This is a genomic window from Candidatus Pelagibacter sp. PS_23 (assembly GCF_059417905.1).
In genome coordinates this window covers 1,142,174-1,160,097 of the sequence record NZ_CM182071.1, presented here as the reverse complement: position 1 = coordinate 1,160,097, position 17,924 = coordinate 1,142,174, and the positions used below count along the sequence as shown (strand labels likewise).

At 31.6% G+C, this 17,924-nt stretch carries 19 protein-coding genes; 17 read left to right on the top strand and 2 right to left on the bottom strand.

All coding sequences use genetic code 11. The annotated features are described in order from the left end of the window. Positions 1-2: 2 nt before the first annotated feature. Genes AC5SLY_RS06140 through AC5SLY_RS06125 form a run of 4 tightly spaced genes read left to right on the top strand, consistent with a single transcriptional unit; the run spans position 3 to position 3,037 of the window. Complete coding sequence (locus AC5SLY_RS06140; protein ID WP_271625843.1) at positions 3-1,340, top strand: amidase; 1,338 nt, start codon at positions 3-5, stop codon at positions 1,338-1,340. Continuing rightward, complete coding sequence (locus tag AC5SLY_RS06135) at positions 1,330-1,509, top strand: hypothetical protein (protein WP_006997648.1); 180 nt, start codon at positions 1,330-1,332, stop codon at positions 1,507-1,509. The genes AC5SLY_RS06140 and AC5SLY_RS06135 overlap by 11 nt, the downstream gene beginning before the upstream one ends. A gap of 12 nt (positions 1,510-1,521) precedes the next feature. After that, the gene (locus tag AC5SLY_RS06130; RefSeq protein WP_011281578.1) at positions 1,522-2,415 is read left to right on the top strand and encodes a DMT family transporter; all 894 of its coding nucleotides are present in this window, start codon (positions 1,522-1,524) and stop codon (positions 2,413-2,415) included. Between the two features lie 58 nt (positions 2,416-2,473). Next, positions 2,474-3,037 carry a hypothetical protein gene (locus AC5SLY_RS06125; protein ID WP_006997650.1) on the top strand — a complete coding sequence of 188 codons (564 nt, stop codon included), beginning with the start codon at positions 2,474-2,476 and terminating at the stop codon, positions 3,035-3,037. Here AC5SLY_RS06125 and ftsY read toward each other — a convergent pair. Both ftsY and dapF read right to left on the bottom strand, forming a co-directional pair. Then, entirely contained in the window at positions 3,030-3,947 is a 918-nt protein-coding gene (gene ftsY / locus AC5SLY_RS06120; protein ID WP_494598747.1) for a signal recognition particle-docking protein FtsY, read from the bottom strand. The genes AC5SLY_RS06125 and ftsY overlap by 8 nt on opposite strands. Then, positions 3,947-4,771: a diaminopimelate epimerase gene (gene dapF / locus AC5SLY_RS06115; RefSeq protein ID WP_494593272.1), complete on the bottom strand. Its 825-nt coding sequence runs from the start codon at positions 4,769-4,771 to the stop codon at positions 3,947-3,949. The genes ftsY and dapF overlap by 1 nt, the downstream gene beginning before the upstream one ends. Positions 4,772-4,930: 159 nt before the next feature. Here dapF and ffh point away from each other — a divergent pair, with 159 nt between their 5' ends. The 13 genes from ffh to sdhC are packed head-to-tail and all read left to right on the top strand — an operon-like array spanning position 4,931 to position 17,924. After that, entirely contained in the window at positions 4,931-6,289 is a 1,359-nt protein-coding gene (ffh, locus tag AC5SLY_RS06110) for a signal recognition particle protein (protein ID WP_494598746.1), read from the top strand. Between the two features lie 14 nt (positions 6,290-6,303). Next, entirely contained in the window at positions 6,304-6,900 is a 597-nt protein-coding gene (rpsP, locus tag AC5SLY_RS06105) for a 30S ribosomal protein S16 (protein WP_494598745.1), read from the top strand. An 8-nt stretch (positions 6,901-6,908) separates the two neighbouring features. Next, on the top strand, positions 6,909-7,595 hold the full coding sequence (gene trmD / locus AC5SLY_RS06100) for a tRNA (guanosine(37)-N1)-methyltransferase TrmD (protein WP_006997655.1): 687 nt from the start codon (positions 6,909-6,911) through the stop codon (positions 7,593-7,595). 16 nt (positions 7,596-7,611) lie between these two features. Further along, complete coding sequence (gene rplS / locus AC5SLY_RS06095) at positions 7,612-8,106, top strand: 50S ribosomal protein L19 (protein ID WP_494598744.1); 495 nt, start codon at positions 7,612-7,614, stop codon at positions 8,104-8,106. Between the two features lie 11 nt (positions 8,107-8,117). Continuing rightward, positions 8,118-9,521 (top strand): 3-isopropylmalate dehydratase large subunit, encoded by a 1,404-nt coding sequence (gene leuC, locus AC5SLY_RS06090; RefSeq protein ID WP_018413624.1) that lies wholly within the window; start codon positions 8,118-8,120, stop codon positions 9,519-9,521. A gap of 1 nt (position 9,522) precedes the next feature. Then, positions 9,523-10,134 carry a 3-isopropylmalate dehydratase small subunit gene (leuD, locus tag AC5SLY_RS06085; RefSeq protein WP_011281572.1) on the top strand — a complete coding sequence of 204 codons (612 nt, stop codon included), beginning with the start codon at positions 9,523-9,525 and terminating at the stop codon, positions 10,132-10,134. Then, on the top strand, positions 10,121-11,227 hold the full coding sequence (leuB, locus tag AC5SLY_RS06080; protein WP_494576733.1) for a 3-isopropylmalate dehydrogenase: 1,107 nt from the start codon (positions 10,121-10,123) through the stop codon (positions 11,225-11,227). The genes leuD and leuB overlap by 14 nt, the downstream gene beginning before the upstream one ends. A 26-nt stretch (positions 11,228-11,253) precedes the next feature. Beyond that, positions 11,254-13,017 carry an acyl-CoA dehydrogenase C-terminal domain-containing protein gene (locus AC5SLY_RS06075; protein WP_494598743.1) on the top strand — a complete coding sequence of 588 codons (1,764 nt, stop codon included), beginning with the start codon at positions 11,254-11,256 and terminating at the stop codon, positions 13,015-13,017. Position 13,018: 1 nt separating this feature from the next. Then, positions 13,019-14,647: an acyl-CoA synthetase gene (locus tag AC5SLY_RS06070; protein WP_018413622.1), complete on the top strand. Its 1,629-nt coding sequence runs from the start codon at positions 13,019-13,021 to the stop codon at positions 14,645-14,647. Next, on the top strand, positions 14,644-15,420 hold the full coding sequence (locus tag AC5SLY_RS06065) for an alpha/beta fold hydrolase (RefSeq protein ID WP_494598742.1): 777 nt from the start codon (positions 14,644-14,646) through the stop codon (positions 15,418-15,420). Before AC5SLY_RS06070 ends, AC5SLY_RS06065 begins: the two co-directional genes overlap by 4 nt. Next, positions 15,417-16,526, top strand: a complete 1,110-nt coding sequence (locus tag AC5SLY_RS06060) for a dimethylsulfoniopropionate demethylase (protein WP_494598741.1) — start codon at positions 15,417-15,419, stop codon at positions 16,524-16,526. The genes AC5SLY_RS06065 and AC5SLY_RS06060 overlap by 4 nt, the downstream gene beginning before the upstream one ends. 20 nt (positions 16,527-16,546) lie before the next feature. Then, positions 16,547-17,548 carry an aspartate-semialdehyde dehydrogenase gene (locus tag AC5SLY_RS06055; RefSeq protein WP_494598740.1) on the top strand — a complete coding sequence of 334 codons (1,002 nt, stop codon included), beginning with the start codon at positions 16,547-16,549 and terminating at the stop codon, positions 17,546-17,548. Next, positions 17,541-17,924, top strand: coding sequence for a succinate dehydrogenase, cytochrome b556 subunit (gene sdhC / locus AC5SLY_RS06050; protein ID WP_011281568.1), 384 nt, complete (start codon positions 17,541-17,543; stop codon positions 17,922-17,924). Before AC5SLY_RS06055 ends, sdhC begins: the two co-directional genes overlap by 8 nt.

The window sequence follows — 17,924 nt, the reverse complement described above, 5'->3', positions numbered from 1 at the left end:
AAATGTTAAATATATTTACTCTAACAACTAATAAATTAGTTGAGCACTTAAAATCGGGTCAGATTTCTTCAGTAGAGGTTTGTAATCAATATATTGAGAGAATTGAAAAATTTGAAAAAGATGTAAAGGCGTGGGAACATTTTGATAAAAAAAAGCTTTTAGAAAAAGCTGCTGAAGCAGATGAGTATAGAAAATCAGGAAAACCTCTTGGGTCTTTGCACGGTCTACCAATAGCAGTTAAAGATATAATAGGTACTTTTGAAATGCCTACTGAATGTGGTTCTCCTGTCAGAAAAAAAATGCCAAGCTCACAAGATTCTGAAGTTGTTAATCTACTTAAGATTGAGGGAGCAATAGTAATGGGAAAGACTGTAACCACTGAACTTGCATATTTTCACCCAGGCAAAACTACTAACCCACATGATAATTCAAGAACACCTGGAGGATCATCAAGTGGCTCTGCGGCTGTTATAGCAGCACATATGGCACCATTATCAATTGGATCACAAACTAACGGCTCAATTATTAGACCTGCTTCTTACTGTGGAGTTGTTGGTTATAAGCCCTCTTATGGGTTGATTTCACGAAGTGGAGTGATGAGACAATCTGATAAATTAGATCACATCGGAGTGTTCGGAAAAACGGTAGAAGATGTTGCCCTATTTGCAAAATCATTAATAAAAAAAGATTTATACGATCCATCAACTATTCATTATGCGGCAGATGAAATGTTAACTGTTTGTAAAAAAGGACCACTTTATGAGCCAAAATTTATTTTTTATAAAACTAAAAATTGGAAAAATATTGATAAAGAGTCACAAAAATCTTTTGAGTTCTTTATAAAAACTTTTAAAAAAAATATTGAAGTATTCGATACCCCTTCTTATTTTGATGATATTCCAAAATATCATAAAATAATTCATGAAACAGATATGGCAAATAATTTTCAAGGTTACTATAAAAAATCAAAAAAACATCTTTCTAAAGAAATGGTCAGTGCAATTGAAAGAGGACTAAAATACTCAGCCAAAGAATATGCTGAAGCGATAGATTTTATGAAGAGAAGTTATGAGTCTTATAAAGAGGTTTTTGAAGATTACCATGGGGTGTTAACTCCATCATCAGCAGGGGTTGCACCTAAGGGTCTCAAGAGCACTGGTAGCCCTGAATTTTGTACTATTTGGACTTATATGGGTCTACCATCTATTTCATTACCTTTACTTGTTGGAGAAAATAATTTACCATTAGGTATACAGTTAATTGGAGACAAGCTAGATGATTTAAGATTTCTAGGTGTAGCCAACTGGCTGGAAAAAAATTGTAAAAAATATGCTAAATAAAATAACAACTCTATTAGGATCAGGTCTTGCAACATTATTTCTTATAGGTCTTGCAACAACTTTAACTAGATCTTCAATGATAGGATTTTGGGATATATTACCAGTATATATTTTAATGGCAGTAGCAATTTATATGATGTTCTACGAAGCTTTTTTCGATAAGAATTAAATCTTCCTTTAAGTGAATAATTCTAAAAATAGCTATTTACCTTTTTTATTATTATTTATTCAACCAATTTTTATGGCTAGCAACTTAATCGTTGCAAGAGGTGGGGTTGAGTATGTTCCTCCAATATCTTTAGCTTTTTGGAGATGGACTGCAGTTTTTTTAATATTACTACCATTTACCTACAGTTCTTTAAAAAAAAATTTTAAGTTTGTAAAACAAGAATATAAAAGAATATTTTTCATTGGATCGATGGGTTGTGGAGTTTGTGGAGCTTTTCCATTTTTAGCTGGTCAAACAACCACGGTTACCAACATGGGAATTATATATTCCTCTTCTCCAATTTTTATAATCATAATCTCAAGTTTATTTTTTAAAGAAAAAATCAATCTTCTTAGGATTATTGGACTAGTTTCATGTTTAATAGGTGTTTTTGCCATTATTATTAAAGGTGATTTATCTTTATTAATTAGTCTGAAATTCACAATTGGTGACCTCTGGATGCTAGCTTCTGCAATAGGTTGGGCTCTTTATTCTATCTATCTATTTTATTGGAAAACTAATCTAAAAATTTTTGATAGATTTACTTTGATTGCATTTTTTGGAGTGGTTAGCTTGCTCCCATTTTATCTAATCGAAGAGGCTTTTTTTGTAAGAACTGTATTTAATTCTGATTTTTTTATGTGGGTTTTATTTGCAGCTATTTCACCGGGAATTATAGCTTTTACCTTGTACACAATGGCGCAAAAAAAACTTGGGGCATCTATAACTGGTTTTACTCTTTACATTTTTACAGTTTATAGTGCCATTTATGGAGTTTTATTCTTTAATGAGCAGCTCGAATATTATCATTACATAGGGACAGCCCTTGTTTTTGGTGGGGTATATATAGTTAAGAGAAAAGTTTAAATAAATTAAGCCACAATCTAAACAAATAATTTACAAATTTCATATTTATACAATAAGTATGAAAAAAATTGTTAGGACTTTATTTATTATAATCTTTGTAGCTAATTTTACTTATGCAGACGAAAAAGATTATTCTGCAGATAATTTTTTTCATATAGGTCAGATGAATTCACATGATGAAAATTTTAGTCTTTATTTTAAAACTAGAGAAAAACCTATTTTAGCACGAGGTGAAGAATCTAATTATATAACTGATTTTCCTCAGGATCTTTATATCTATAACTATAAAACAAAAACTTCACTTCCTCTAATTTCATACGAGTGGTTTCCTTCAAAGGCTAAATTTTTTTTAGAAGAGTATGATTTTCCAGTGTTCCCAGAAGATTTTGCTTATTATTTATTAAAAGATAATAATACACTAGTTATGATTAGTGCTATTAAAAATATTAATAAAAATTTTCAATTTGATATTACTAATAAAAAGTTAAATCAATATCCTTCTAGTGGAAAATTTGAATTTATAATTTCATCGATCGCAAAAAACTGTGGTCACTCACAATTAAAAGAAAATTATAAATGTAATTATTATAAACCTTTAATCTCGAATAATTTAATCAATTAATTTGAGTAAATGCTTCTGCAAATTTTTCTGCATTAAAAATTTGTAAATCATCTTCTTTTTCACCAAGTCCAAGAGCGATTATTGGAAGTTTATATTTTTTAGCAAGGGCTAATAAAATTCCTCCTTTTGCAGTACCATCTAATTTTGTCATTATCAAACCAGTAAGAGGTATAATTTTGTTAAACTCTTCAACTTGACTGATAACATTTTGGCCAGAGGTTGCGTCAAGTATTAGGATTACATCGTGAGGAGCATCTGGATCTATTTTTTTTGTTACATGGGCAATTTTTTTGTATTCTTCCATTAAATTTTTTTTATTTTGTAATCTCCCTGCCGTATCGATCAAAACATGGTTAAAATCGTTCTTTAATGCCTCTTCTATTGCCTTGTAGGCAACTGATGCTGGATCAGATCCTTGAGTAGATTTTGTAATTTGCACATCAATTTTAATAGCCCAACTTTCTAATTGTTCTATAGCAGCTGCTCTAAACGTATCACAGGCAGAAAACATAACCTTGTTACCATTAGATTTTAAAATTTTACCAACTTTTCCAATAGTTGTTGTTTTTCCAACCCCGTTAACTCCCGATACTAGGACTGCATTAAGTTTTTCTTTTTTATTAAAAAAATTCTCATTTTCCAAAGGTTTCATTAAAGCAACTATATAGTTTCTAAGAATTAAGTTTACCTCATGCATAATATCTTTTTTGGGGTCAATTTTTTCTTGAGCAATAATTTTTTTAATTTCTTCAGCCGCACCAAGACCGACATCTGATTGAATCAAATATTCCTCAATTTGATCTAATGTTTTGTCATCTATTTCTTTTTTTACAATTATATCTCTTAATCCAGATGTAAATGCAGAAGCACTTTTCTTAAAACCAATTTTAAATTTATCAAAAATTCCCATTATAACTTAATGTTGATATTTTTAATATCAGACACAGGTCCTTTCATATGAATGCTATTTCTTTCATCAATAGAAATTGTTAAACTACCTAATGCAAACTCTATATCTGTAGTTTTTTCTACTAGATTATTTATATTAGCTGCAACAGCTGTTGCACAAGCTGCTGTGCCACAAGCCTTGGTAAGTCCAGCTCCTCTTTCCCAAACTTTTACTTTTATTAAATTTCTATTTATAACTTTGGCCAGGGTCACATTACATTTTTCAGGAAATAGAGGATGATTTTCAATTTTCGGACCAATATTTTTTAAGTCAAATGCTTCAATATCATCTACAAAAAAAATTATGTGCGGATTGCCTACATTTATGGCTATTCCACCAATATGTTTGGTATTATTTCTATTTATAATTTCAATTTTTAAGTCTTGAGTATCTAGCTGCTTACTTAATGGAATTTCTTGCCAATTAACTTTTGGTATACCAATTTCAGTCTCGACTAAATTATTTCCTAAAATTTTTGATTTTAGTGAGCCAGAAGTTGTTAAGAGCGTTATTTCTTTTTTACCACTTTCTTTTGATAGAAGATCTGCCACACACCTAGTGCCATTTCCACAAGCACCAGATATGCTTCCATCTGAATTAAAAAATTCTATATTTGCATCTATTTCTTTATTTTTCTTAATTAGGATGAGTTGATCGCATCCAATAAAACTACGATCACATATCTTAATTATTTGATCTTTATCTAAATTAAAATCTTGGCTTCTTTGATCAATAATTACAAAATCATTGCCTAAACCATCCATTTTAAATGCTTTAATATCCATATACAGATATTTAACTTATTTATTGACTTTTTGAACCTCTATTATAGGTTGATTTCGTTTCCACAAAAACGTTAAATTTGTGGTGTCTTTGGAAACAAAGAGATCAACACTAGTCAGCGATATTCGCCCACTAGTGCGAAACTGCTGTGCGTAATAAATATGTTTGAAAACTTAACAAATAAATTCGAAGAAATTTTTTCTTCTTTAAAAAAAGCACCTTCACTTGATGAAAAGCAAGTAGATGAGGGTTTAAGGGCTATTAGGCAGGCCCTCTTAGAAGCTGATGTCTCTTTAGATGTAGCTAAAGATTTTATAACAAAAGTTAAACCTAAAGTATTAGGTCAAGAGATAATCAGATCAACTTCACCAGGAGATATGGTTATTAAAATTGTTTATGATGAACTAGTAAGCCTTTTAGGCGAAAGCAACACAGATATTAATTTAAATGCAGTTCCGCCAGTTCCAATGATGCTAGTTGGTCTTCAAGGTTCTGGTAAAACTACAACAACAGCAAAATTAGCCAAATACTTAGAAAAAAATAAAAAGAAAAAGATAATGATGGTTAGCCTTGATGTTTACAGGCCTGCTGCCCAAGAACAATTAAGGTCTTTAGGAGAACAAAATAATATTTTAACACTCCCTATAATTGAAGGACAATTACCAGCAGACATTTGTAGAAGAGCAGTTAGTGCTGCAAGCTTAAATGGAGCAGAAATTATATTGTTTGATACAGCTGGTAGAACTCAAATTGACCTTCAGATGATGAACGAAATTAAACAAATAGAGAATATAATCAATCCAACTGAAACATTTTTAGTTGCAGATTCTTTAACAGGGCAAGTTGCTGCAGAAGTTGCAAAAGAATTTAAAAATACGGTAAACTTAACAGGTATTGTTTTAACTAGAGCCGATGGTGATGCAAGAGGTGGTGCAGCTCTTAGTATGAAATATGTTTCTCAAGTGCCAATTAAGTTTTTAGGGGTAGGAGAAAAAATAGAAAACTTAGAAGTTTTTCATCCAGATAGAATAGCAAATAGAATACTAGGAATGGGAGATATTGTTTCCCTTGTAGAAAAAGCAGCAGAAGATCTTGGTGAAGAAAATTTAAAAAAAGCTGAAGAAAATTTGAAAAAAGGACAATTTTCAATGGAGGACTATCTATCCCAACTAAGACAAATGAAAAAAATGGGTGGTATAGAAGGAATAATGTCATTTATGCCAGGTGTTTCAAAGATGAAGTCACAGATGGATGCTGCGGGAATTGATGAAAGTATTATTACTCAAAACGAAGCAATAATTTTGTCTATGACCAAAAAAGAAAGAGGGAATCCTAAAATCATAGATGGTTCTAGGAAAAAAAGAATTGCTAATGGCTCTGGAACAGATGCGGCCACTATCAATAAATTGCTTAAGCAATTTAAAATGATGTCTGAAATGATGAAGAAGATGTCAAAAGGAAACCTGAAGGGTATGTCTGATAAAGGAATACCTCCAGAGCTACTAAATCAACTTAAATAAAAAAAGGAAAAAAAATGATAAAAATAAGACTATCAAGAGGTGGAACAAAGAAAAGACCAGTATATAAAGTAGTTATAGCTGACAGTCGTCGTGCAAGAGATGGAAGATTTATTGAGAAGGTAGGATTCTTTAATCCACTTTTACCAAAAGATAAAAAAGAAAGAGTAGGACTAGAAGCAGAAAGAATTAAATATTGGTTAGGTCAAGGTGCTCAACCAACTACTAGAGTTGCAAGAATTTTAGGTGAAAATGGTATTATAGCAATGCCTGCAAACGGTAGTAATCCAAGTAAAGCTATTCCTAAAAAAGAAAGAAAAAAAGAAGGAGACGAAGCAGCACCAGCAGCAGCTCCTAAAGCAGAAGCAGCACCAGCAGCAGAAGCTCCAAAGGAAGAAGCTCCTAAAGCAGAAGCAGCACCAGCAGCAGAAGCTCCAAAGGAAGAAGCTCCTAAAGCAGAAGCAGCACCAGCAGCAGAAGCTCCAAAGGAAGAAGCTCCAAAGGAAGAAGCTCCTAAAGCAGAAGCAGCACCAGCAGCAGAAGCTCCAAAGGAAGAAGCTCCTAAAGCAGAAGCAGCACCAGCAGCAGAAGCTCCAAAGGAAGAAGCTAAATAGTTGGATTCATGTGGCAAGCTCAGATATTCACACTCTATCCTGATTTTTTTCCTGGCCCTTTAAATAAAGGGCTATATGGAAAAGCTTTAACAAATAAAATTTGGGATTTAAAAGTTGTAAATTTTAGAGAGGCTGCTGAGGACAAACATAAAACAGTAGACGACACCCCTTTTGGAGGTGGATCTGGAATGCTGTTGAAAGCTGACATTTTAGCAAAATCTCTTGATGAAAATAAAAAAGAAGGAGAAAGAATTTTTTATTTATCACCAAAAGGAAAAAAGCTTGATCAGAAATTAGCACTAGAACTGTCTAAAGAAAAATCTATTAGTTTAATTTGTGGTCATTTTGAAGGTGTTGATGAAAGGTTGTTATCTACAAGGAATATAGAAGAACTTAGCATAGGAGATTTTATTTTATCTGGAGGTGAAACAGCAGCATTTGTTGTACTAGATAGTGTTCTAAGATTGCTTCCAGGTGTCTTAGGAAATGAACAATCAAAGCATGATGAGAGTTTTGAGAACGGACTTTTGGAGTATCCTCAATACACAAAACCTCAAATTTGGGAGGAAAAAAGCGTTCCAGAAGTGCTATTATCAGGAGATCACAACAAAATTAAAGACTGGCGTTTATCACAATCAGAGGCTATAACACGCGTCCGAAGACCAGATTTATGGGAAAAATATAAGAAAAATTAATTTGATAAATACTAATATGAAAACAATTGAAGAAATAAATCAACTAAACGTTAAAAAAATACTATCTGAGAAGAAAATCCCAGATTTTTTTCCAGGAGATGTAATAAAAGTTGGTGTTAGAATTACAGAGGGTAAAAAAGATAGAATTCAATATTTTGAAGGTGTGTGTATAGCTAGAAAAAACAGAGATATAAATTCTTCATTCACAGTTAGAAAAATTTCATTTGGTGAAGGTGTTGAAAGAACATTTCCACTATATGGTACTGTTATAGATACAATTACAGTTATCCGTCATGGTAAAGTTAGAAGAGCAAAATTATATTACCTAAGAGACAGAACAGGTAAATCAGCTAGAATTGCAGAAAAAATTAGAAAAAAAATTGGTATAGAAGTTGATGTTAAACCAGAAATGGTAACAGAAGAAACTTTAGCACCAGTAGCTGTAGAAGCAGAAAAACAAACACAAGTTCAAGCAGAACCAAAAATAGAAAAATCAGAAGAAAAAAAATAATTTTTTTTTCAATGCCTTTAACTCTTTACGATAAAATTTGGAATGATCATTTAGTAGATCAACAAGATGATGGTACAGCACTATTATTTGTTGATCGACATTTAGTACATGAAGTAACAAGCCCACAAGCTTTTGAAGGATTAAGAAACTCTAATAGAAAAGTTAGACAACCTGGCTTAACACTAGCAGTTGCAGACCATAATGTTCCAACTACTGATAGATCCAAAGGAATAGCGGATGCAGAGTCTAAAATTCAAGTAGATACCTTAGAAAGCAATTGTAAGGAATTTGGAGTTCAATATTTAGGAATGAATGACAAGAGACAAGGAATTGTTCACATAATTGGTCCAGAACAAGGTTTTACACAACCTGGTACAGTAATTGTTTGTGGAGATAGCCACACAGCAACACACGGTGCATTTGGTGCTTTGGCATTTGGAATTGGGACCTCAGAAGTAGAACATGTTCTAGCAACGCAAACATTAGTACAAAAAAAAGCAAAAAATTTTAGAATCAATGTTAACGGAAAACTTCCTATTGGAGTTACCTCTAAAGATGTAATCTTACAAATTATAGGAAATATTGGAACTGCGGGAGGAACAGGATCAGTTATTGAGTATGCCGGCAGTCTAATTTCATCTTTAAGCGTAGAGCAACGAATGACTATTTGCAATATGACTATTGAAGGAGGAGCAAGAGCAGGGTTAATTGCTCCTGATGAAAAAATATTTGAATATTTAAAGGGTAAACCGATGTCTCCAAAAAATGAAAATTGGGATAAGGCTATGAAATATTGGGAAAGTTTAAAAACTGATGATGGAGCTAAATTTGATAAAGAAATCAACTTAGTTGCAGAAGATATTTTACCGATGATTACTTGGGGAACCTCTCCACAAGATGTAATCACTATAGATGGCAAAGTTCCAAATCCTAAAAATGAACAAGATGAAGATAAAAAGAACTCTTTAGAAAGATCATTAAATTATATGGGCTTAAAAGCTGATACACTAGCTACAGATATTAAGATTGATAAGGTTTTCATAGGAAGTTGCACAAATGGTAGAATTGAAGATTTAAGGGAAGCTGCCAAAATATTAAAAGATAAAAAGAAAGCGTCCCATGTTCAGGCAATGGTTGTTCCGGGCTCAGGTTTGGTTAAAGAACAAGCAGAGCAGGAAGGTTTAGATAAAATATTTATAGCTTCAGGTTTTGAATGGAGAGAGCCTGGCTGTTCTATGTGTCTTGCAATGAATGCTGATAAATTAAAACCAGGAGAAAGATGCGCCTCAACTTCAAACAGAAACTTTGAAGGAAGACAAGGTAGAGGTGGAAGAACACATTTAGTAAGTCCTGGAATGGCAGCTGCAGCTGCAATTTCTGGAAACTTAGATGATGTTAGAAAGTATCAAAACTAAAATGCAAAAATTTAATTCACTTACTAGTATCCCAGCATATTTACCAATAGTAAATATTGATACGGATATGATTATTCCAAAACAATTTCTTAAAACGATTAAAAGAACAGGGTTAGGAAAAAACTTATTTTTTGAAATGAGATACGATGATAATGGAAATGAAATTAAAGATTTTATTCTAAATCAAAAACCTCACAATCAATCAAAAATATTAATAGCAGGAAAAAATTTTGGCTGTGGCTCATCAAGAGAACATGCACCTTGGGCACTTCTAGATTTTGGAATAACATGTGTGATAAGCTCTAGTTATGCCGATATTTTTTACAGCAACTGTTTCAAAAATGGAATTTTACCAATTACTCTGCCAGAAGAAAAAATAAAAGAATTATCAGAGTATTCAAAAAGAAAAGAAGAAATTTCAATAGACTTAAATGAAGAAAAAATAATTTTTGGAAATAGTGAAATCAAGTTTGATATTGATCCTTTTAAGAAAAAATGTTTGTTAGAAGGACTTGATGATATTGCACTATCGTTAGCCAAAAAAGAAAAAATTATAACTTTTGAAGAAAATCTAAAAAATAATAAACCATGGATATTTAATGATAAAAATTAAAAAAAGAAAAATTTTACTTCTTCCTGGAGATGGTATTGGACCCGAGGTTATTCAAGAAGTTAAAAAAGTTATTTTATGGTTGAATTCAAATAAATCTCTAGATTTTGAAATTGATGAAGATTTAGCTGGAGGTTGTTCTTATGACAAACATGGGACACCAATCACGGATGAAGTTTTTTACAAAGCTCTAGAAAGTGAATTTGTTATGTTAGGTGCAGTTGGTGGACCAAAATGGGATAACTTAGAGTTTTCAAAAAAGCCTGAAAGAGCCTTATTAAAATTAAGAAAAGAATTAAAACTATTTGCAAATTTAAGACCTGCAATTTGTTTTGAACAATTAGTTGATGCCTCAACCTTAAAACCAGAAATCGTGTCTGGATTAGATATTATGATAGTCAGAGAATTAACAGGTGGAATTTATTTTGGTGAACCAAGAGGAATTAAGCCGATAGAAAATGGTGAAAGAAAAGGGATTAATACCCATTCATACACAACTAGCGAAATAGTTAGAGTTGCAAAAGTAGCTTTTGATTTAGCAAGAAAGAGATCAAAAAGAGTTACTTCATGTGAAAAGTCAAATGTAATGGAAGCAGGACAACTTTGGAAAGAAGAAGTTCAAGAACTACACGACAAAGAATATAAAGATGTAGAATTAAGTCATATGCTTGCTGATAATTGTGCAATGCAATTATTAAAAAACCCAAAGCAGTTTGATGTAATTGTTACGGACAATTTATTTGGAGACATGCTTTCCGATCAAGCCTCAATGTTAACGGGATCTCTAGGTTTATTACCATCTGCTTCTTTAGGTGCAAAAAATAAAGATGGAGAAATGAGAGCTATGTATGAGCCTATTCATGGTTCTGCACCGGATATTGCTGGAAAAGAAATCGCAAACCCAATAGCTTCAATTTTAAGTTTTGCAATGGCTTTAAGATACTCTTTAGATTTAGATAGTGAAGCTGATGCTTTAGAAAAAGCTGTGCAAGATGTCTTAAATGATGGTCTTAGAACAAAAGATATTCTTTCTCAGGGAAAAAAAGAAGTATCAACATCAGCTATGGGTGATGCAATCATTTCAAAATTGCAATAATTAAATAATTATTCTAGAGTTCTGGAATGCCAAATTATACTGCTCCAGTCGAAGACATGATGTTTCTTTTTGATAAATTAAGAAATAATAAAAATTATAATGATCTTGAAAAGTATAAAGAGGTTAATTCAGAATTAGTAAAAGATATTTTAGAAGAAGCAGCCAAGATTAATCAAAACTTAATATTACCATTAGCAAAATCAGGTGATGAAAATCCAACAGTTCTAGAGAATGGTGTGGTTAGAACACCGCCAGGCTACAAAGAAGCTTATTCTAAATATATAGAAGATGGCTGGACTTCACTTTCTTGTGATCCAAAATATGGAGGACAAGGAATGCCAAAAACCGTAAGTGCTTTTTTTGACGAAATGTTATCATCTGCAAGTTTATCATTTAAACTTTATAGTGAGTTAAGTATTGGTGCATATAATTGTATTTCTCATCACGCTACAAATGAAATAAAAGAAAAATACCTTCCAAAAATGGTTGAAGGAAAATGGAGTGGTACGATGTGCCTTACCGAACCAGTTTGTGGAACTGATTTAGGTCTTTTAAAAACTAAAGCTATTGAGCAATCTGATGGAACTTTTAAGTTAAGTGGACAGAAAATTTTTATTACATCAGGTGATCAAGATTTAACTGAAAATATTATCCACTTAGTTATTGCAAGAGCAGCTGACTCACCAGCAGGCACAAAAGGAATAAGTTTATTCTTAGTACCTAAATTTTTAGTAAATGAAGATGGATCTATTGGAGCTAGAAATGGAGTTTCTACAGGGTCTATAGAAAGTAAAATGGGAATCAAAGGTTCTGCTACATGTGTATTAAATTTTGATGATGCAACTGGTTATATGATCGGATTGAAGAATAAAGGCTTAAACGCAATGTTTACTATGATGAATTTAGAGAGAATTGTTGTAGGAATCCAAGGCTTGGGGATTTCTGAAATTGCCTATCAAAACTCTTTGAGTTACGCAAAAGAACGAAAACAAGGAAAAACAAATAATACAAAATCAACTAATGGAGCAGATTTTATAATTGAACATGCAGATATTAGAAAATCTTTGCTTAATATGAAATCTATTATTGAAGGCGAAAGAGCTTTATGTTTTTGGCTGTCTCAACAAACAGAAGTTAGCCTTTATCACCCAGATGAAAAAATTAAACAAGAAGCTTCAGATCTTGTGTCGTTAATGACACCTGTGGTTAAAACGATGTTTAGTGATATGGGAATGGAAATAACCAGTGAGGCTATGCAGGTTCATGGTGGTTATGGCTATACGAAAGATCAAGGTATAGAACAGTTGTATAGAGATAATAGAATCACCCCAATTTATGAAGGAACAAATTCTATCCAAGCAGCTGATTTAGTTTTTAGAAAATTGGTAAATAAAAATGGTGATATAATTGACAAATATTTGGAACTGATCAAGAATGATTGCAGTACTGAAAATGAAAAATTAAAACCTTTTATAAAAGAATTAAAAACGCATCTAGAGGTATTATCTACTTTTACTGATTGGATTAAAGAAAAAGTGCAAAACTCAAAAGACGATGCAAGCGCAGCATGCAATGACTATTTAAAAGCATTGGGGTTTGTGTCCATAGCACATGTGTGGATAAAAGTTTTAGAGGTAAGTTTTAAAGATTATGAACAAAACAAAGACTTTTATGAAGATAAAATACAGACTGCAAATTTTTATTTTAAAAGAGTTTTACCAAGAGCCGAAAGTCATTTTAAAACAGCCACATCAGGAAGTGACTATATAATGAATTTTAAATTTAGTTAATATGAGTCATTACGATACAAATTTAGATAAAAATGAGGCTAATTATGTTCCTCTTTCTCCTTTAACATTCTTAGAAAGAACTAAAGATATATATCCAAATTATGAAGCCTTAGTTTATGAAAGTAGGTCGTATACTTGGGAAGAAGTTTATAAAAGATGTGTTAAGTTTGCTAGCGCATTAGATAAATTGGGTGTGAAAACTGGAGATACAGTTTCTATAATGGCTTTCAATACACCAGAAATTTTTGAAGCACATTATTCAATACCTATGGTGGGGGCAGTAATTAATGCAATCAATACAAGACTAGACCCCAATACTATAAGTTATATTTTACAACATAGTGATGCAAAGGTTTTAATTGTAGATAGACAATTTCATGATGTAATTGAGAAGGCTTTAAAAAATGTTAAAAATAAGATTACAATTATTGATATTGACGACCAGGACATAGACACAAGTTCTTTTAAAAAAATAGGTGAACTTGAATATGAAAGTTTCTTAAACACAGGTAATGAAAATTATGAATGGAAAAAACCAAAAGATGAATGGGAAGCTATTTCATTAGGGTATACATCAGGAACTACTGGAAACCCAAAAGGAGTAGTTTATCATCACAGAGGTTCATATTTGATGGCAACAGGTAGTGTTACAGCTTGGAATATGCCCAACAAATTAAATTTTTTATGTGTTGTCCCAATGTTTCATTGCAATGGTTGGTGTTATCCTTGGACATTAGCAATGCTGCACGCAAGAGTAATTTGTTTAAGAAATATTGATGTTAAAAAGATGTTTGAACTAATTGATAAATATGAAGTAACACATTTTGGTGGAGCTCCAATAGTTTTAAATATGATTGTTAATTCTCCTAAGGAAGATCAAAAAGCCTTAAAAAGAAAAGTCAATGTTTTAACTGCAGGTGCACCTCCACCAAGTATTATTTTTGAAAAAATGGAAAATCTTGGCTTTGAGGTTATGCATGTTTATGGATTAACAGAAACTTATGGTCATATGTTGCAGTGTGCGTGGAATGATGATTGGAATTCTTTAGAAAAAGATAAAAAGAATGAAATCAAAGCAAGGCAAGGTGTACGTTACCCAAACACAGAGGGCGCTATTGTAATGGATCCAGAAACAATGAAGCCAGTACCCAAAGATGGAAAGACTATGGGTGAAATTATGATTAGAGGGAATATTGTAATGAAGGGATATTACAAAGATAAAGAAGCAACAGATAAGTCAATGGCTGGTGGATGGTTTCATTCAGGGGATTTAGCTGTGACCCATCCTGATGGATATATAAAAATTCAAGATAGATCTAAAGATATTATTATCTCTGGAGGAGAAAATATTTCTTCAATAGAAATTGAAAATGCAATTGCAAAACACCCTTCAGTTTCTTTAGCAGCTGTAGTTGCTAAACCAGATGAAAAATGGGGAGAAACACCCTGTGCTTTTGTTGAATTAATTAAAGATAAACCAGCAACAGAAAAAGAAATAATAGATTTTTGTAGAGAAACATTGGCAGGATTTAAACTTCCTAAGAGTGTTATTTTTTGTGATTTACCAAAAACTTCAACAGGAAAAATTCAAAAATTTGAACTTAGAAAGAAAGTTAAGGAATTAAGTTGATCTTTCAAGTAGACAACAAAAAAGTCTTTGCATCAGATTCAGGCCAAGGTATTGATAAAAAAAAATCCACAATAGTTTTGCTGCATGGAAGTGGTCTCTCACATATTGTTTGGTCCTTAACAGAACAGTATTTATCAAATCAAAATTATAATGTTTTAGCAATAGATTTACCTGGACATGGAAATTCTGAAGGTGATTGTTTAAAATCAATAGAAGAAATTTCAGATTGGTTAGAAAAAGTTTTTAAAAAACTTAATGTTTCTGAATTAACAATAATAGGTCATTCCCAAGGGTGTTTGGAAGCATTGGAATATTCATTAAGGTATTCTAAAAGAGTTAAAAATTTAATATTTATAGGTGGTTCTTACAGAATGCCTGTTAATCAAGATTTAATTGATCTTGCTGAAAATGGAGATGATAAAGCAGTTCAGTTAATGATGAAATGGAGCTATGAGAATTATAAAAAATTCATTGGAGGTAATCCTGTAGAAAAAATTATTAATTCTCCAAGAAATATTAGAGAAGTTTTAGCTATCGATCTTATAGTATGTAATAATTATAAAAATGGATCTGAGGCGTTAAAGTCAATCAAGTGTCCGACACTATTTATCTTTGGTGAGCTAGATAAGATGGTTAATATTGAAAAAGGTAAGAAATTTGCAGAGCTCGTTCTTAATTCAAAAACTCATATAATTAAAAATTGTGGACATATGATTATGTTTGAAAAAGCTTTTGAAATGAGAGAAAAGATCTCTGAATTTTTAAAAAAATGAAAAATTTTTCAATAGCAAAATCAAGAAGATTAAGAAGTACTCCTTATACCTCAAGAATAGAGAAACAAGGAGTTACAGCATACACAATATATAATCATATGTTGTTACCTGCTGCATTTGGATCAATAGAGGATAGCTACAAACATTTAAAAGAACATGTTCAGATATGGGATGTCGCTGCAGAAAGACAAGTAGAAATATCAGGAAAAGAATCGGCAGAGTTAGTACAATTGATGACATGTCGGGATCTATCAAAATCTAAAATAGGCAGATGTTATTATTGTCCAATAATAGACGAAAATGGAAATTTAGTTAATGACCCAGTTGTTTTAAAACTTGATGAAAATAAATGGTGGATATCAATAGCAGATTCGGATGTAATCTTTTTTGCCAAAGGCTTAGCATCAGGACACAAATTTGATGTTAAAATTGTAGAACCAGTAGTTGATATTATGGCAATACAAGGTCCAAAATCCTTTGCGTTAATGGAAAAAGTTTTTGGAAAAAAAATTACTGAGCTAAAATTCTTTGGGTTTGATTATTTTGATTTTGAAGGCACAAAGCACCTTATAGCTAGATCAGGATGGTCTAAACAAGGAGGATATGAAGTATACGTTGAAAACACACAGTCAGGACAAAAATTGTATGACCATCTTTTTGAAGTTGGAAAAGAATTTAATGTAGGGCCAGGATGTCCGAATTTAATAGAGAGAATTGAGAGTGCACTGTTATCTTATGGTAATGATTTTGATAATAACGACAATCCATTTGAATGTGGTTTTGATCAATATGTTAGCTTAGATAGTGATATAAATTTTTTAGGAAAAGAAAAATTGAAAGAAATAAAATTAAAAGGACCCCAAAAAAAATTAAGGGGAGTTAAAATTGATATAAAAGAAATTAGTCTTACGGGATCAAAAAACATATATGATGAAAATAATAATGTGATTGGTGAATTAAGATCGGCTTGTTATTCACCTCATTTTCAAAAGGTTATAGGCATAGCAATGATCAAGAAATCCCACTGGGAAGCATCTCAAGGCTTTAAAATTCAAATAAACGATAATACCATTAATGGAAACGTTTGTGATTTACCCTTCATCTAGTATAAAAGTAAAATAATATCATGAATATAGCAATTGTAGGAGCCTCAGGTAATGTTGGAAGAAAAATGCTCGAAGTATTAGAGCAGAAAAAAATTTCAATAGACCAATTATTTTTAGTTGCCTCTTCAAGGAGTGCTGGTCAAAAAGTAAATTTTAATGGTAAGGAGCATGAGATTTTTAACTTAGAGACTTATGATTTCTCAAAAGCTGAAATTACCTTTTTTGCAGCTGGTGGAAAAATATCAGAAAAATATGCAGAAAAAGCAGCAAAACATACTACAGTAATTGATAATTCTAGCTTTTTCAGAATGGATCAAGATGTACCTTTAATTGTTTCACAAGTGAATCCAGAAGCAATTAATGTTTTAAAAAAAAATATTATTGCTAATCCAAACTGTTCTACAGCACAATTGGTAATAGCTCTAAAACCCTTACATGATGAATTTAATATAAAAAGAGTAGTTATATCAACTTATCAATCTGTATCTGGTGGTGGTAAAGCATCAATGGATGAATTGATTGAACAAACTAAATTATCATTAGATAAAAAGAAAATAAATTCTAAAAATTTTACTAAACAAATTGCATTTAATGCAATTCCTCACATAGATGTTTTTGCAGATGATGGTTACACAAAAGAAGAATTAAAGATGGTTAACGAAACAAAAAAGATTTTAGATGACAAAATTGAGCTAACTGCAACATGCGTAAGAATTCCAGTGCTAGTTTCTCATGCTGAATCTGTAAATATTGAATTTGAAAAACCATTTAGCTTACAAACAATACACTCTTTATTAGATAGTGCAGAGGGATGTGAGGTGTATGATAAAAGAGAAGATGGAGGCTACATTACTCCTTTAGAGGCAGAAGGTAAAAATGAAACTTATATTTCTAGGATTAGAGAAGATAAAACAAAAAAAAATACACTCAATATGTGGATAGTATCAGATAATTTATTAAGAGGTGCTGCACTGAATGCAGTAGAAATAGCTGAGCTTTTAATTAGGAAGAATAATGGATAATAACAACCCTTTATCACCACACATTCAAATTTATAGATGGCACATATCTTCTTTGGTTTCTATTTCTCATAGGATTACAGGAATAGTTAATATATTTGCAATAACAGTAATTTGTTTGTGGATATTTTCTTTGTTGTTAGGAGAATCTAGCTACGATCTAACAAAATTATTTTTGCAATCTATTTTTGGAAAATTTATTATTATTTGTTTAACTTGGTCTTTTAGCTTTCAGGTATTGAGTGAAATAAGACATTTAGTAATGGATCTTGGTTATGGTTTTGAACTAAAGACCACAAAGATTACAGGTTTATTTGTAATTTTTGGATCTATTTTTTTTACAATTCTATTTTATCTATTAGGAAGGAATTTTATTTAA

Bases quoted from the DNA above. Each gene is read 5' to 3' on its own strand.
- AC5SLY_RS06140 (WP_271625843.1), top strand. From the start codon at position 3: ATGTTAAATATATTTACTCTAACAACTAATAAATTAGTTGAGCACTTA.
- AC5SLY_RS06135 (WP_006997648.1), top strand. From the start codon at position 1,330: ATGCTAAATAAAATAACAACTCTATTAGGATCAGGTCTTGCAACATTA.
- AC5SLY_RS06125 (WP_006997650.1), top strand. From the start codon at position 2,474: ATGAAAAAAATTGTTAGGACTTTATTTATTATAATCTTTGTAGCTAAT.
- ftsY (WP_494598747.1), bottom strand. From the start codon at position 3,947: ATGGGAATTTTTGATAAATTTAAAATTGGTTTTAAGAAAAGTGCTTCT.
- dapF (WP_494593272.1), bottom strand. From the start codon at position 4,771: ATGGATATTAAAGCATTTAAAATGGATGGTTTAGGCAATGATTTTGTA.
- ffh (WP_494598746.1), top strand. From the start codon at position 4,931: ATGTTTGAAAACTTAACAAATAAATTCGAAGAAATTTTTTCTTCTTTA.
- rpsP (WP_494598745.1), top strand. From the start codon at position 6,304: ATGATAAAAATAAGACTATCAAGAGGTGGAACAAAGAAAAGACCAGTA.
- trmD (WP_006997655.1), top strand. From the start codon at position 6,909: ATGTGGCAAGCTCAGATATTCACACTCTATCCTGATTTTTTTCCTGGC.
- rplS (WP_494598744.1), top strand. From the start codon at position 7,612: ATGAAAACAATTGAAGAAATAAATCAACTAAACGTTAAAAAAATACTA.
- leuC (WP_018413624.1), top strand. From the start codon at position 8,118: ATGCCTTTAACTCTTTACGATAAAATTTGGAATGATCATTTAGTAGAT.
- leuD (WP_011281572.1), top strand. From the start codon at position 9,523: ATGCAAAAATTTAATTCACTTACTAGTATCCCAGCATATTTACCAATA.
- leuB (WP_494576733.1), top strand. From the start codon at position 10,121: ATGATAAAAATTAAAAAAAGAAAAATTTTACTTCTTCCTGGAGATGGT.
- AC5SLY_RS06075 (WP_494598743.1), top strand. From the start codon at position 11,254: ATGCCAAATTATACTGCTCCAGTCGAAGACATGATGTTTCTTTTTGAT.
- AC5SLY_RS06070 (WP_018413622.1), top strand. From the start codon at position 13,019: ATGAGTCATTACGATACAAATTTAGATAAAAATGAGGCTAATTATGTT.
- AC5SLY_RS06060 (WP_494598741.1), top strand. From the start codon at position 15,417: ATGAAAAATTTTTCAATAGCAAAATCAAGAAGATTAAGAAGTACTCCT.
- AC5SLY_RS06055 (WP_494598740.1), top strand. From the start codon at position 16,547: ATGAATATAGCAATTGTAGGAGCCTCAGGTAATGTTGGAAGAAAAATG.
- sdhC (WP_011281568.1), top strand. From the start codon at position 17,541: ATGGATAATAACAACCCTTTATCACCACACATTCAAATTTATAGATGG.